This window comes from Loktanella sp. S4079 (genome assembly GCF_000967725.1).
GTDB lineage: Bacteria > Pseudomonadota > Alphaproteobacteria > Rhodobacterales > Rhodobacteraceae > Yoonia.
The window spans coordinates 77,021-90,032 of record NZ_JXYE01000010.1 but is presented as its reverse complement, the minus strand read 5'-3'; the positions used below and the strand labels follow the sequence as shown (position 1 = coordinate 90,032).

12 protein-coding genes are annotated in these 13,012 nt (G+C 55.8%); 5 read left to right on the top strand and 7 right to left on the bottom strand.

Annotation, left to right across the window (positions count from 1 at the left end; translation table 11 throughout):
* The first annotated feature begins 22 nt into the window (after nucleotides 1-22).
* Nucleotides 23-1,393, top strand: coding sequence for a glutamate--cysteine ligase (locus TW80_RS16180; protein ID WP_045998497.1), 1,371 nt, complete (start codon nucleotides 23-25; stop codon nucleotides 1,391-1,393).
* A gap of 17 nt (nucleotides 1,394-1,410) precedes the next feature.
* Here the strand turns inward: TW80_RS16180 and TW80_RS16175 are convergent, their stop codons facing one another.
* The 6 genes from TW80_RS16175 to TW80_RS16150 form a co-directional block, all read right to left on the bottom strand.
* Nucleotides 1,411-1,755 (bottom strand): hypothetical protein, encoded by a 345-nt coding sequence (locus TW80_RS16175; RefSeq protein WP_045998496.1) that lies wholly within the window; start codon nucleotides 1,753-1,755, stop codon nucleotides 1,411-1,413.
* 12 nt (nucleotides 1,756-1,767) lie between these two features.
* The gene (locus TW80_RS16170; protein ID WP_157033310.1) at nucleotides 1,768-2,199 is read right to left on the bottom strand and encodes a hypothetical protein; all 432 of its coding nucleotides are present in this window, start codon (nucleotides 2,197-2,199) and stop codon (nucleotides 1,768-1,770) included.
* 131 nt (nucleotides 2,200-2,330) lie between these two features.
* Complete coding sequence (gene plsY / locus TW80_RS16165) at nucleotides 2,331-2,939, bottom strand: glycerol-3-phosphate 1-O-acyltransferase PlsY (protein ID WP_045998494.1); 609 nt, start codon at nucleotides 2,937-2,939, stop codon at nucleotides 2,331-2,333.
* Nucleotides 2,939-4,219, bottom strand: coding sequence for a dihydroorotase (gene pyrC / locus TW80_RS16160; RefSeq protein WP_045998493.1), 1,281 nt, complete (start codon nucleotides 4,217-4,219; stop codon nucleotides 2,939-2,941). Before pyrC ends, plsY begins: the two co-directional genes overlap by 1 nt.
* Nucleotides 4,220-4,259: 40 nt before the next feature.
* Nucleotides 4,260-4,784: a hypothetical protein gene (locus tag TW80_RS16155; protein ID WP_045998492.1), complete on the bottom strand. Its 525-nt coding sequence runs from the start codon at nucleotides 4,782-4,784 to the stop codon at nucleotides 4,260-4,262.
* A gap of 6 nt (nucleotides 4,785-4,790) precedes the next feature.
* Nucleotides 4,791-5,747 (bottom strand): aspartate carbamoyltransferase catalytic subunit, encoded by a 957-nt coding sequence (locus tag TW80_RS16150; protein ID WP_045998491.1) that lies wholly within the window; start codon nucleotides 5,745-5,747, stop codon nucleotides 4,791-4,793.
* A 145-nt stretch (nucleotides 5,748-5,892) separates the two neighbouring features.
* Between TW80_RS16150 and TW80_RS16145 the strand changes: the two genes are divergently transcribed.
* The 4 genes from TW80_RS16145 to TW80_RS16130 are packed head-to-tail and all read left to right on the top strand — an operon-like array spanning nucleotide 5,893 to nucleotide 12,118.
* The gene (locus tag TW80_RS16145; RefSeq protein ID WP_045998490.1) at nucleotides 5,893-6,672 is read left to right on the top strand and encodes a uracil-DNA glycosylase; all 780 of its coding nucleotides are present in this window, start codon (nucleotides 5,893-5,895) and stop codon (nucleotides 6,670-6,672) included.
* Entirely contained in the window at nucleotides 6,669-7,211 is a 543-nt protein-coding gene (gene moaB, locus TW80_RS16140) for a molybdenum cofactor biosynthesis protein B (RefSeq protein WP_045998489.1), read from the top strand. Before TW80_RS16145 ends, moaB begins: the two co-directional genes overlap by 4 nt.
* Nucleotides 7,212-7,268: 57 nt before the next feature.
* A complete protein-coding gene (locus TW80_RS16135) occupies nucleotides 7,269-8,726 on the top strand; it encodes an efflux RND transporter periplasmic adaptor subunit (RefSeq protein WP_045998488.1) in 1,458 nt (485 codons plus the stop codon).
* A complete protein-coding gene (locus TW80_RS16130) occupies nucleotides 8,726-12,118 on the top strand; it encodes an efflux RND transporter permease subunit (protein ID WP_045998487.1) in 3,393 nt (1,130 codons plus the stop codon). The genes TW80_RS16135 and TW80_RS16130 overlap by 1 nt, the downstream gene beginning before the upstream one ends.
* On the opposite strand, the gene TW80_RS16125 is transcribed toward TW80_RS16130, so the two are convergent.
* Nucleotides 12,111-12,911 carry a protein-disulfide reductase DsbD domain-containing protein gene (locus TW80_RS16125; protein ID WP_045998486.1) on the bottom strand — a complete coding sequence of 267 codons (801 nt, stop codon included), beginning with the start codon at nucleotides 12,909-12,911 and terminating at the stop codon, nucleotides 12,111-12,113. The two genes, TW80_RS16130 and TW80_RS16125, sit on opposite strands and share 8 nt — an antisense overlap.
* Nucleotides 12,912-13,012 lie beyond the last annotated feature (101 nt).

Sequence of the window (13,012 nt, the reverse complement as noted above, 5' to 3'; positions counted from 1 at the left end):
CACAAAGCACGGAGCGCGCGCCATGTCTATTCCTCAGTCCGGTGGTGGCCCAATCGAGCATCACGACCAACTGGCCGAGATGTTGTCGAAGGGGTGCAAGCCCAAGGACCAATGGCGCATCGGGACCGAGCACGAGAAATTCGGCTATTGTCAGGATAGTCTGCGCCCGTTGCCCTACGACGGAGAACGTTCGATCAAGGCTGTTCTTGAAGGGCTAGAAAGCCGTTTCGGCTGGGGCCGTGTCGAAGAAGATGGGAACATCATCGGTCTGACGAAAGACGGCGCAAATGTTAGCCTTGAACCGGGTGGCGCATTGGAATTGTCGGGTGCTCCGCTCGAGACCATTCACCAGACCTGCGACGAGGTGAATACCCATCTGGCCGAAGTCAAAGCCGTGTCAGATGAGATTGGTGTGAAATTTATCGGTTTGGGTGCGGCCCCAGAATGGACCCACGAAGAAATGCCGCTGATGCCCAAAGGGCGTTACAAGCTGATGGATGCCTATATGAAAAAGGTCGGCAGCATGGGCACCGCAATGATGCGCCGGACCTGTACCGTGCAGGTGAATCTTGATTTCGGATCAGAGGCCGACATGGTCCAAAAGATGCGCGTCGCGATTGCGTTGCAGCCCGTGGCGGCGGCCCTGTTTGCTAACTCGCCATTCTTTGAGGGCAAGGTGAATGGGCACAAATCTTGGCGTTCGCGCATTTGGCGTGATTTGGATGCGTCGCGCACGGGCATGATCCCCTTCGTCTTTGACGAAGGTTTTGGTTTTGAGGCTTGGGTGCAGTGGGTGCTGGATGTGCCGATGTATTTTGTCTATCGCGATGGCAAATATATTGATGCGCTGGGCATGTCTTTCCGCGATTTCCTGAAAGGTGAATTGCCTGCTCTTCCCGGTGAAAAACCTCTCTTGTCTGATTGGGCGGACCATCTGACAACGGTCTTCCCCGAGGCGCGTATGAAGCAGTTCATTGAAATGCGTGGTGCTGATGGTGGGCCTTGGCGGCGCCTATGCGCGCTGCCCGCGTTTTGGACGGGCCTGACCTATGATCAAACCGCGCTTGATGCGGCGTGGGACCTTTGCAAAGACTGGACTGCTGAGCAGCGCGAGGCGCTTCGTGTTGCGGCATCAGTTGATGGGCTTCAGGCGCAGGTTGATGGTATCAATATGCATGACCTCGCCCGCGAGGTGGTCGCGATTTCAGAGACGGGTCTTAAGAACCGCGCGCGGCCTGGTGCAGGTGGGTTGATCCCTGATGAAACCCATTTCTTGAACGCGTTGAAGGAAAGCATCGAAACCGGCAAGACTTTGGCCGATGAATTGCTTGATCACTATAATGGTGATTGGGGGGGCGACCTAAAGCGGGTCTATAGCGAATATAGCTACTAACCGCTTTAGGCCTATGGTTATTCTGCGATCACTGGGTTTGCTGCGCGCGCTGTGATATCGCGCAGCGAAGCCACCGCGTGGGTAAATCCCAATCCAAGACATAGCGCGGCAAGTCCAAGCGCCGGGACCAGTACGACATGAAGTCGTTCGGGCATCAGCCCGATGCAAAAGGCCGCAATGATCAATACTCCGCCAAATCCAATGGTGACAAAGCTTGTCGCGATCGTCATCGCCCCGACTTTGGCTGCTGTCTTAGAGGCAGGGCAATCTGACAGGCGGTCTCCGATCTTAAAGATCATAAACGCCAGTCCCATTACGATTGCCATCGACGGAACGAAATATGCGACTAGGTAGCTGAACATTTTGTGCTCCTTTCAAACGTCTAGCACATGTAGATTAGGGTGAAACTTTGCGTAGAGGCTGCCAAATGCCCCTGCGTATAAGGCGCCAAAGACAAGTCCGAACGCAAAGATAAAGATGAAGTCGTCGGCGTCTGCCGAGACATTGAGTGCGGCACAAATTTTGGCTGCAATCAGACAAAACAAATTCGCGGCAAATCCCAGTGCTGCATAGGGCCAGAACGCAGGTCTTATATGTCCGACCGCCCACAACAGGATTGGGGTGCCAATTACCAGATAGGGAATTACCCCGAAAATTGGCGCGAACAGCCCGATCAGTGTCCAGCAGGTCAGTAATGTCACGATGCAAGGCGCGAGGATCAGCGCCGCGACAAAGGCCATTGGGTTTACGGAGTATCGGCGCAGGCGCTGGGGTCTGTCGAAAAGATAGTTGCTTGCACAGGTCATTGGAATCACCGTGATTGACTTTAATTTCTGTAGAGACAGAAATAGCTGAATAAACTGTTATGTCAATATCAAGCAACAAAAAAGGCGCAGCCAACTTTGGCTACGCCCGCGTATCGTTCCTGATTGGGGTCTTAACCCTTGGCGCCGATCTTGGTCTCGGTATTGTTTTTCAAACGCTGAATATTGTCCCAGTGCCGGAAATAGATCATCAAACCTAGGGCGATGGAGAGAAAGAACATCGCGCCATGCCCGGTGAATCCCATCACAATCGGCGTCCAGCCCGCAGCGACCAAGGCAGCCAGCGATGAATATCGAAACGCCACCGCTGTCGCGAGCCATATCGCGCAGGCAACCAGACCCATCGGCCAAGCCAGCGCAAGAATAATCCCGATATATGTCGCGACTCCTTTGCCGCCCTTGAACTTGAGCCATACTGGAAAACAGTGACCAATGAATGCAGCGAGCGCACCAATTTGTGCCGCGTCTTCGCCAGCAAAGGCACGTGCGAGCAGGACGACAATCGCCCCTTTTGCGGCATCAAATAGAAGGGTCAGCGCAGCCGCCTTTTTATTGCCAGTGCGCAAGACGTTCGTCGCGCCGATATTGCCAGAACCGATTTCGCGTAGATTGCCAAGGTTCATCACGCGTGCCATCAGCATGCCGCCAGACAGCGACCCAAACAAATAGCCGACCACCGCCCAAAGGCACAAAACGGCAAGGCCGCTTTCGAATACGGGCATTATGCGTTCCCCCAGATACGTTCACCACTGACCCAAGTCCCGATCACTTTGCCCTGCATTCGCGCACCGTCAAAGGGGGTATTCTTGGATTTGGACAAAAGCTTGCTGCGATCCAGTTGGAATGGCGCATCGGGATCAAAAAGGATCAAATCCGCAGGCGCTCCTTCGAGAAGACGACCTGCATCAAGCTGCAACAAACGTGCCGGGTTCAGTGACAGCGCGCGGAATAGGCGCGGTAAGTCGATCATTTCTGCATGATAGAGGCGAAGCGCTGCGGGTAGCAGCGTTTCTAGCCCGACCGCGCCGCTTGCCGCCTCTTCGTATGGCAGCCGTTTGCTTTCTTCGTCCTGTGGGGTGTGCATCGAACAGATGATGTCAATCAGTCCGTCCGCGACCGCTTGAACAACGGCGAGCCTGTCTTCTTCGCTGCGCAGCGGCGGCTTGACCTTAAAGAATGTCCGATAGTCCGCGACATCCATTTCGTTCAGGGTCAGGTGGTGTACGCTAACACCTGCCGTGATGTTCAGCCCGTTGCGTTTTGCGCGTTCCAGCGCTGGCAAGGCACGGGCCGTTGTGATTTGGCTTGCGTGATAGCGCGCGCCCGTCATCTCGAGCAGGGCAATATCACGATCAAGTGCCATCCGCTCTGCCATCGGTGACACACCGGGCAAACCACGCAAGGATGCAAATTTGCCAGAGGTGACTGCCGCCCCATTCGATAGACCCGGATCTTGGGTATGGCCGATCACCAACGCATCTAGGCTACGTGCGTAGGTCAATGCGCGGCTGAACACTTTGGTATCGGTGATCACCCGGTCTGCATCTGAAAAGGCAACGGCCCCGGCGTCTTGTAGAAATCCGATCTCGGTCATTTCGCGACCTTCGCGGCCCTTGGTCAGGGCGGCCATTGGCAGAACGTGAACCGGGGCGTCCGCTTGGGCACGGCGTTCGACGAATTCTAGAATTTCGGGCGTGTCGATTGAGGGGATCGTATCAGGGCGCGTTACGATGGTTGTTACGCCGCCAGCAGCGGCCGCCCGCCCCGCAGAGCTAAAGGATTCCTTGTGCCGCTCGCCGGGTTCAGAAACCTTAACGCCAATGTCGATAATACCCGGGGCAAGGCATTTGCCGTCGCAGTCGATCACGGTCGCGCCTTCGATTGCGGGTGTCGTTTCGAACTTTTCGACGATTTTGCCATCCCGCACGTGCAGCGCGCCAATGCTGTCTGTCAGGGCCACCGGATCAATCAGGCGAGCGTTCGTAAAAAGCAGATCAGTCATGCGAAGGGTCCTGTTTCATAGTCTTGCAGCGCGGTTTTGGTCATCCGGCGATCCAAATCATCATTCCGACGATCAGAAACATCACGACAAGTGCCGCAGTCGCGACCATGCCACTGATCCGCGCGTCAGATTTCGGGGCTTTGGCGGGTTGGGGCGGCGGAAGTACACCCTCTGCCGCGTCTGACGGCAAATCAGCGGGGGGCGCCATCCGCAGGGTGGGGCTATAGGTGGTCACATGCCGTAAACCGGGGGCGAGGTTCAATGCCACTTCTTTTCCGGCAGTCGCGCGTGAGAGCAACAAAATCGCATAGCCAGTGATCGCATCGACCGCAGCCTTATCCACTGCGTCAGGCAGCATGTCATAACCAGAGGCGATATATTCGCTTAGGGTCATCGCGCCCAGATCAGAGATACAAACCACATCGATATAGGTCACATCGACAGAGGCACCCAAAAGAGCGGCAATGCCGGTTTCCGTCTTGCCAGTGACATCTGCTGATAGTGGCATGTCGGTCGCGAAGACCCGGATTTGGCCGTGATCAGTTGCGGGGATAATGATCTGCATCAGATATCACACCATCTGCGTTTGGGCTGATCGGCTTGCGCGTAAGTTTTGCGCCAGCAAATCCATTGCAGCCATGCGCACAGCGACGCCCATCTCGACTTGTTCTTGGATCACGGAGCGGTTGATGTCATCCGCGATGGTGCCGTCAATTTCCACGCCACGGTTCATTGGGCCGGGGTGCATTACGATGGCATCGGATTTCGCATGCGCGAGCTTTTCGGCATCCAGCCCGTAGCGATGGAAATATTCCCGCTCGGACGGGATAAAGCCGCCATCCATGCGTTCTTTTTGAAGGCGCAGCATCATGACGACATCAACGTCTTTTAGCCCTTCTTCCATGTTCTCAAAGACCTCGCAGCCAAAGTCGGCCATGCCCGATGGCATCAGCGTCGGTGGTGCGATCAGGCGGATGCGGTTCTCCATCTTACCGAGCAGCATGATGTTGGAACGCGCCACACGACTGTGGGAAATATCGCCACAGATCGCAATCGACAGACGATGCAAGCGGCCCTTGGCCCGGCGAATGGTTAGCGCATCAAGCAGGGCTTGGGTCGGGTGTTCGTGTTTGCCGTCACCTGCGTTAAGAACGGCACAGTTTACCTTTTGCGCAAGCAGATCCACCGCGCCTGAATGGGGGTGCCGCACGACCAGCAGATCTGGGCGCATCGCGTTCAGTGTCAGGGCGGTGTCGATCAGGGTCTCGCCCTTTTTGATCGAAGATGCCTGCATCCCCATGTTCATGACATCCGCGCCTAAACGTTTGCCAGCAAGTTCAAAGCTGGACTGCGTCCGGGTGGAGTTTTCAAAGAACATATTGATTTGGGTCAGCCCCGCCAGAACATCGCGATGGGCGATCCCTTTGCGGTTATGCTCTGCGTAACTATCGGCCAAATCCAAAAGCGTGGTAATTTCCGTTGGGTGCAGATGTTCAATGCCCAAAAGATGCTTTGCGCGGAATGTCATAGTCGGTCCCTTGTCACGGTTTAAAGTGCTTATAGCAGGAAGCGTTGAGGCATCAATCCATGCCGCGCCTTTGCGGTCGGGTCACAATTTGCAGATTTTGCACAAGCCACTGCACATCCTTTGAAATCCCGCGTAGTCTAGGCGCATGGATTCGGGGAACACATATTGGGATGACCGCGCCCTGCTGGAATGGCAGGTGGAATTGGGGGCTGACGAAGCCATCCAAGACGCGCCCATTGACCGGTATGCGTTAGAGGCCGCAAAACCCAAGGCAAAGCCAGATGCCTCTGCCCCGCCGCCACCTGTACAGCAAGAGCCAGAAGTCGACCCCGTCGCGGTCGCACGTGTCGCCGCGAAAAATGCAGCCGATCTTGAACAGCTTGCAGCAGCGATGCAGGCCTTTGAACATTGCGAGATCAAACGCGGCGCGCGGTCGTTCGTCTTTTGCGACGGCAATGTCGATGCGCGCGTCATGATTATTGGCGAGGCCCCGGGCCGTGACGAGGACCGGGCTGGCAAACCATTTGTTGGACGGGCTGGGCAGTTGCTGGACCGTATGCTTGATGCAATTCAACTTGGGCGTGGTCATGAAGACGCGGCAAAGTCGGTTTACATCACCAACGTGCTGCCGTGGCGGCCGCCGTCAAATCGCGCCCCCGAAGCTGCCGAGATCGCGATGATGTTGCCATTCTTGGAGCGGCATATCGCATTGGCTGATCCCGAGGTGATCATTCTCATGGGCAATACGCCGTGTCAGGCTTTGCTCCGTAAAAGCGGGATCACCCGCATTCGCGGAAATTGGACCGAAGTCTTGGGCAAGCCCTGCCTGCCGATGTTCCACCCGGCCTATCTATTGCGCAACACCGCTGCAAAACGCGAGGCCTGGGCAGACTTGCTGGAAATAAACGCGAGACTGAAGACATGAGTCGCATTGATGAAACGCTTGATTTCGTGCCTGTCCGCATTGCGGTGCTCACGGTAAGTGACACGCGCCAGATGGCAGAAGATAAATCGGGTCAAACGCTTGCCGATCACATCAGTGAGGCCGGGCACATTTTGGTGGATCGCAAGATTATCGCAGATGAACGGGTGCAGATCGCGGATCAGTTGCGCGCGTGGTGTGCGAATGATCAGATCGACGTGGTGATTTCGACGGGTGGAACAGGACTCACTGGGCGTGACGTCACCGTCGAGGCACATCGTGATGTTTACGAAAAAGAAATCGACGCCTTTGGCACCGTTTTCACCATCGTTAGTATGCAAAAGATTGGCACCAGCGCAGTGCAAAGCCGCGCGACAGCAGGCGTCGCAAAGGGTACATATCTTTTTGCTTTGCCGGGCAGTCCGGGCGCATGCAAGGACGCTTGGGATGAAATTTTGTGCAAACAGCTCGACTATCGGCACCGGCCCTGTAACTTTGTCGAGATAATGCCACGTTTAGATGAGCATCTGCGACGGAAATAGTTTTCAGTTCCGTATAACCTCGCAAATTGCTCGCGAGTGTAGCTCAAGGATATCATAATGCGTTTTTTGCGACGGAGCCTTACCGGCATCTTTCTACTGGCGATTACGCTGGTCTTATTGGCCTGGGCGGGCAGTATGATCCGTGGGGCTGTCGTTGCCAAAATGAACCAAGAGCCGCGCAGCTTTCCGCAACGCGAACGGGTTTTGTCGGTGAATGTCGCCGTGTTAGACCCGCAGACCATTGTGCCCGAGCTGACCGCATTTGGTGAATTGCGCAGCCAGCGCAGCCTTGATCTGCGCAGCGCAACGGGCGGTATTGTCCAAGAGGTCAGCACAGCGCTGGTCGATGGTGGCACCGTGACCCGTGGCGAATTGTTGCTGCGGATTGATCCGGCGGTGGCCGAGGCCGCGCTGGATCGGGTGCGCGCCGATCTTCAAGATGCAGAGGCAGAGTTGCGTGATGCTGAACGGGCGCTTGTTTTGGCCGAAGATGAGCTAAGCGCAGCGCGCGCGCAATCGACATTGCGTGATCAGGCGTTGACCCGCGCGCGTGATTTGGCGGATCGTGGCGTTGGCACAGCGGCTGCGGTTGAAACGGCAGAGCTTGCCTCGTCTTCGGCGCAGGCAGCGGTTTTGACGCAGCGCCAGTCGGTCGCATCTGCGCAGGCACGGATTGACCAGGCGACGACTAGCCTTGCCCGGCAACAGATCAATTTGTCCGAGGCAGAGCGCGACCTTTCCGATACCGAAGTTCTGGCCGCGTTTGATGGCCAATTGTCCGCAGTCACCGTCACCGAAGGCGGGCGTGTCAGCGCGAACGAAAGCTTTGGCCAATTGATAGACCCGACGCAGCTTGAGGTTTCGTTCCGGGTGTCGACTTCGCAGTATGCCCGGCTTTTGGATGGTCGCGGCGAATTGGTACAGTCACCCGTAAGGGTCATGTTGGATGTTGGCGGTGTCGATCTTCAGACAACGGGCACAATTACCCGCGAAAGCGCCTCGGTCGCTAGCGGTCAGACAGGGCGGTTGCTTTTCGCCAAGTTAGACACTGCTTTGGGCTTTAGGCCCGGCGATTTCGTGACCGTGAGCATTGATGAACCCGCGCTGGAAAATGTCGCATTGATCCCCGCTACCGCAGTCGCAGCCGATCAAACAGTCTTGCTGATTGGGGATGATCAGCGGTTGTCGGTGGGTCAAGTTAAACTGCTGCGACGACAGGGCGACAACGTGATCGTCAGTGTCGAAGAATTCGCCGGTAAGGCGATTGTCGCAGAGCGTTCGCCGCTGTTGGGGGCGGGCATCAAGGTCAGCCCCATCATGCCAGAAGGCGAAGAAATCGCAGTGTTAGAGCCTGAAATGGTTGCGTTAGACCCTGAACGCCGGGCGCGCCTGATTGCCTTTGTGTCGTCAGGGCCAATGCCGGACGATGTTAAGGCGCGCATCATCGGTCAACTCGAACAAGACGAGGTGTCATCCGAAACAGTGTCGCGTCTCGAAAGTCGGATGGGCAGCTGATGAAAACCGGTGGCGAACAACTCAGCAAGAGCGCGGGCGGCGTTCTATCCTATTTCACACGTCACAAGACCGCAGCGAATTTGCTGCTTGTCCTGATGTTGGCGGCAGGCATTTTGGCCCTGCCAAAGATGCGCGCGCAGTATTTTCCCGATGTTGTGGTTGATGACCTGACCCTATCGGTCGCTTGGTCGGGGGCGGGTGCAGAAGACGTCGATTCCGCAATTGTCCAAGTGTTAGAGCCTACTTTGCTCGCTGTCGAAGGGGTTACATCATCGCGTGCGACATCGGTTGAGGGGCGTGCTTCGATCCGGCTGGAATTCGAACCGGGCTATGATATCGAACGCGGCACCGAAGATGTGCAGCTTGCTGTTGATAGCGTCAGCGGGCTACCCGCCGATGCCGAAGACCCAAATGTGCGGCGTGGCGGATGGTCTGACACGGTGACCGATGTTGTCATTACCGGACCTGTCGGTGTTGATCAGCTTGCGCGTTTTGCGGATGAACTATCGACCCGTTTGTTCGCTGCGGGGGTGACGCAAGTCTCTGTGCAAGGGGTTGCGGCCCCTTCGACCATTGTTGAGGTGCCTTCGCTGTCGTTGATCGAATACGACATCGGACTTAGCGACATCGCATCACGCATCGCCGAAGAGGCTGCGGCCGATCCCGCGGGTGATGTTTCCGGCAATGCGCGTGTACGGACGGGGATTGCAAAACGTAGCGCTGAAGACATCGGTGCAATTGTCCTACGTTCTAACGAAGACGGCTCACAGCTTTTGATTTCTGATGTTGCAACTGTCCGCGTTGAGGGCACGGATCGCGAACGCGCTTATTACGTCGATGAACATCCTGCGATCAAACTGAAGGTCACCAGATCGGCACAGGGTGATGCGATCAAATTGCAGCACACAGTCCAAGAGGTCGCAACAGAGTTAAGCGCATCCTTGCCCGAAGGGGTTACTATTCAGCTGACAAATGGCAGGGCGGAACTGATCACTGCGCGCCTTGAAATTCTAATGGAGAACGGGGCAACGGGGCTTTTGCTCGTGGTTGTGCTGCTGTTTTTGTTCCTAAATGCGCGCACTGCACTGTGGGTCGCTGCGGGAATTCCGGTCGCGATGCTTGCTGCGATATCGCTGATGTATTTGTCCGGCATCACTTTTAACATGATCTCGATCTTTGCGTTGATCATTACGCTGGGGATCGTTGTGGACGATGCTATCGTGGTTGGAGAACATGCGGATTATCGGGTGCGTCATTTGGGCGAACATCCAGTTGTTGCCTCGGAAAATGCAGCGAGACGCATGTTTAGCCCGGTTCTATCGGCGACGATTACCACGGTCATTGCCTTTTATGGGTTGGTGATGATCGGCGGTCGCTTTGGCGATATGATCGGCGATATCCCGTTCACAGTAATTGTGGTACTGATTGCAAGCTTGGCAGAGTGTTTCTTGATCCTGCCAAATCACCTGTCTCATACCATCGGACATTCGGCCAAAGAACACTGGTATGATCTACCTTCGCGATTTGTGAATCGCGGGTTCGTTTGGTTCCGGGAAACGCTATTCCGGCCCTTTATGCGATTTGTCGTCTGGGCGCGTTATCCGGTGTTTGCCTTGGCCCTAGTCGCACTGGCGTCGCAAGTGGCCCTGTTTATTCGCGGCGACGTAAGTTGGCGGTTTTTTAACTCGCCTGAACAAAGCCAAGTGACAGGTAATTTTGCGATGCTCCCCGGTGCAACACGCGAAGACACCATCGAGATGATGCGCGAAATGCAACGCGCGACAGAGGCGCTGGGCGCGGAATACGAAGCGGAATACGGAACCAACCCGTTGAAATACGTCGTCGCAGAAATTGGCGGTAACTCTGGTCGTGCCATTGCTGGGTCAGACACCAAAGATGCGGATCAATTGGGCGCAATCACCATCGAATTGATTGACCGCGATAGCCGCCCATATAGCAGCGCCACATTTGTGAGCGCCCTACAAGACAGTATCCAGCAGCATCCTCTTGCTGAAACTGTTAGCTTTCGCCGGTGGGGAAATGGACCGGGTGGTGATAGCCTATCGGTCCAAATGTTTGGGGCTGATAGCGATACGCTCAAGGCAGCCGCTGAGGCGCTCAAAACCGAATTGTCCCAATTTGCAGAGGTGTCTGCGCTCGAAGATTCCTTGGCTTACGACAAAGAAGAAATGATCCTAGAGCTAACCCCGCAAGGCGAGCGCCTAGGGCTGAGCATCGACGGATTGGGCGTTGTACTGAAAAACCGGCTTGGCGGGATTGAGGCAGCGACTTACCCCGATGGAACGCGTTCCGCGTCGATCCAAGTAGAGCTGCCAGAAACCGAACTGGCTGCTGATTTCCTAGAGCGGATGCAGATCAGAACATCGGACGGCGTATATGTTCCGTTGTCAGATGTTGTCACCGTTCAAACGCGGACAGGGTTTTCAACCGTACGGCGCGAAAATGGTGTGCAATTGATTGCCGTCACCGGTGATCTCGATAGCGACGACGCCGCCCGCGCAACTGAGATCCAGACGCTGATTAACGACGATATCTTGCCCCGGATCGAAAGCAACTTTGGCATTGATACGCAGCTATCGGGGCAAAGCGAACAGGAACGAGAATTTTTGTCCGATGCTCGTGCAGGCCTGATATTGGCCTTGCTCGGGATCTACCTGACGCTTTCGTGGATCTTTAGTAGTTGGACGCGCCCGTTGGTCGTTATGTCGATCATCCCCTTTGCATTGGTCGGGACCATCTATGGTCACAACCAATGGGGAATACCGATGAGCATGTTCACGGTCATTGGGTTGATTGGGATGGTCGGGATTATCATTAACGATAGTATCGTTCTGGTCACCACCATCGACGAATACGCCGAAGATCGCGGGCTAATTCCTGCGATTGTTGACGGCACCGTAGACCGATTGCGCCCTGTCATGCTTACCACGCTTACAACGGTGTTGGGGCTGGCGCCGCTTCTCTACGAGGGGTCAACGCAGGCAGAGTTCCTGAAGCCGACCGTGATCACGCTGGTCTTTGGGTTGGCCTTCGGGTTCTTTTTGGTGCTGCTCGTGGTGCCGTCAGTGATGGCGATGCAAGCTGATATCCAAAGCCAGATCAAGGCCGCCAAGCGCGCTTTGAGGGGGCGCAATGCAGGCGTGTTCGTTCCGGCTGCAATCGGGGGTGGGGTCGCATTAGGACTATTTGCAGCGCTCATTGCGCCACTGTTGCTGCATGGGGCACCGTGGCCGAGCGTTGCAGCGATTGTTCCGGCCCTTGCCTACGGCGGTTTTGCGGTCGCAATGGGGGTTTATGTCGTGGTGCTATTTGCGGTGCTGATATTGCTGTATCTGGCCGTGACTGCCAGCAGTGTCAGAAAGCTTAGCTAGCGGAGCAGCCTTTGATTTCGACGGCTTGGTGATCGCCAAGCACGGTGATCTTGATCTTAGAGCGGTCCAAGCCAAAGACCGTACCACTGTGATGCACCATATCGACAGTCGCGCTTAGTTCCGCGCCGTCACGCTGCGTTTGTGCCTCTGACACCCAAATATCCGGCGCGCCCGCTTCGATAACGACGACATCTTTGTCTGCGATTGGGGGCAGATCAAACCGGGCCGTCATGCGCAGCCCATCATGGATTGGGGCGATTGCGCAGGTCACTTTGCCAACGCCAGCCTCGGCCTGCGACATAGGGCGGTCGATCAATGCGGCAGTAATTGCTGTGTCGCGTGATCCGGTGATCGGCAGAGCGGCATCAAAATCCAATGTAACCGGGATGCATATTTCTTCGCAGATGCCGATTTCGATGCGCCCGCTCATCTGCATTGGCTGATCAGGTGTCGCGCTGAATACTGTCAACGGAAAGACGACACCGTCGTGGTAACCAATCGTTTGCATGCCATTGCTGTCAAAGACATCGGGTACAGGCCAATGTGGCGCAACCGCTTGGATGTTCTCAGAGCCATTGAACGAAAATGTCGGCGGAATGCCCGCGTCTCCGGGCGCGCGCCAATAGGTTTTCCACCCCGGAGCGAGCGTAATGCGCAGCCCAGCAATATGGTTGCCGTTGCTATCCCGCCAACCTGGCAAGACTTCAACCTGCGCGAGCCGACCTGTTGGCGAAGCGATAGCAGGATGGCCAAAAGCAAACATGCCTAGAATGATGAGTGAAGTCTTACGCATGACCCTAAAATTATCGATTCCGGCTGCAATGGGAAGTCACGTTCGGGCGATCCATTGCAACGTTGTGACTTGATCAGTCGCGGTTCATGGCCGATTAAGGA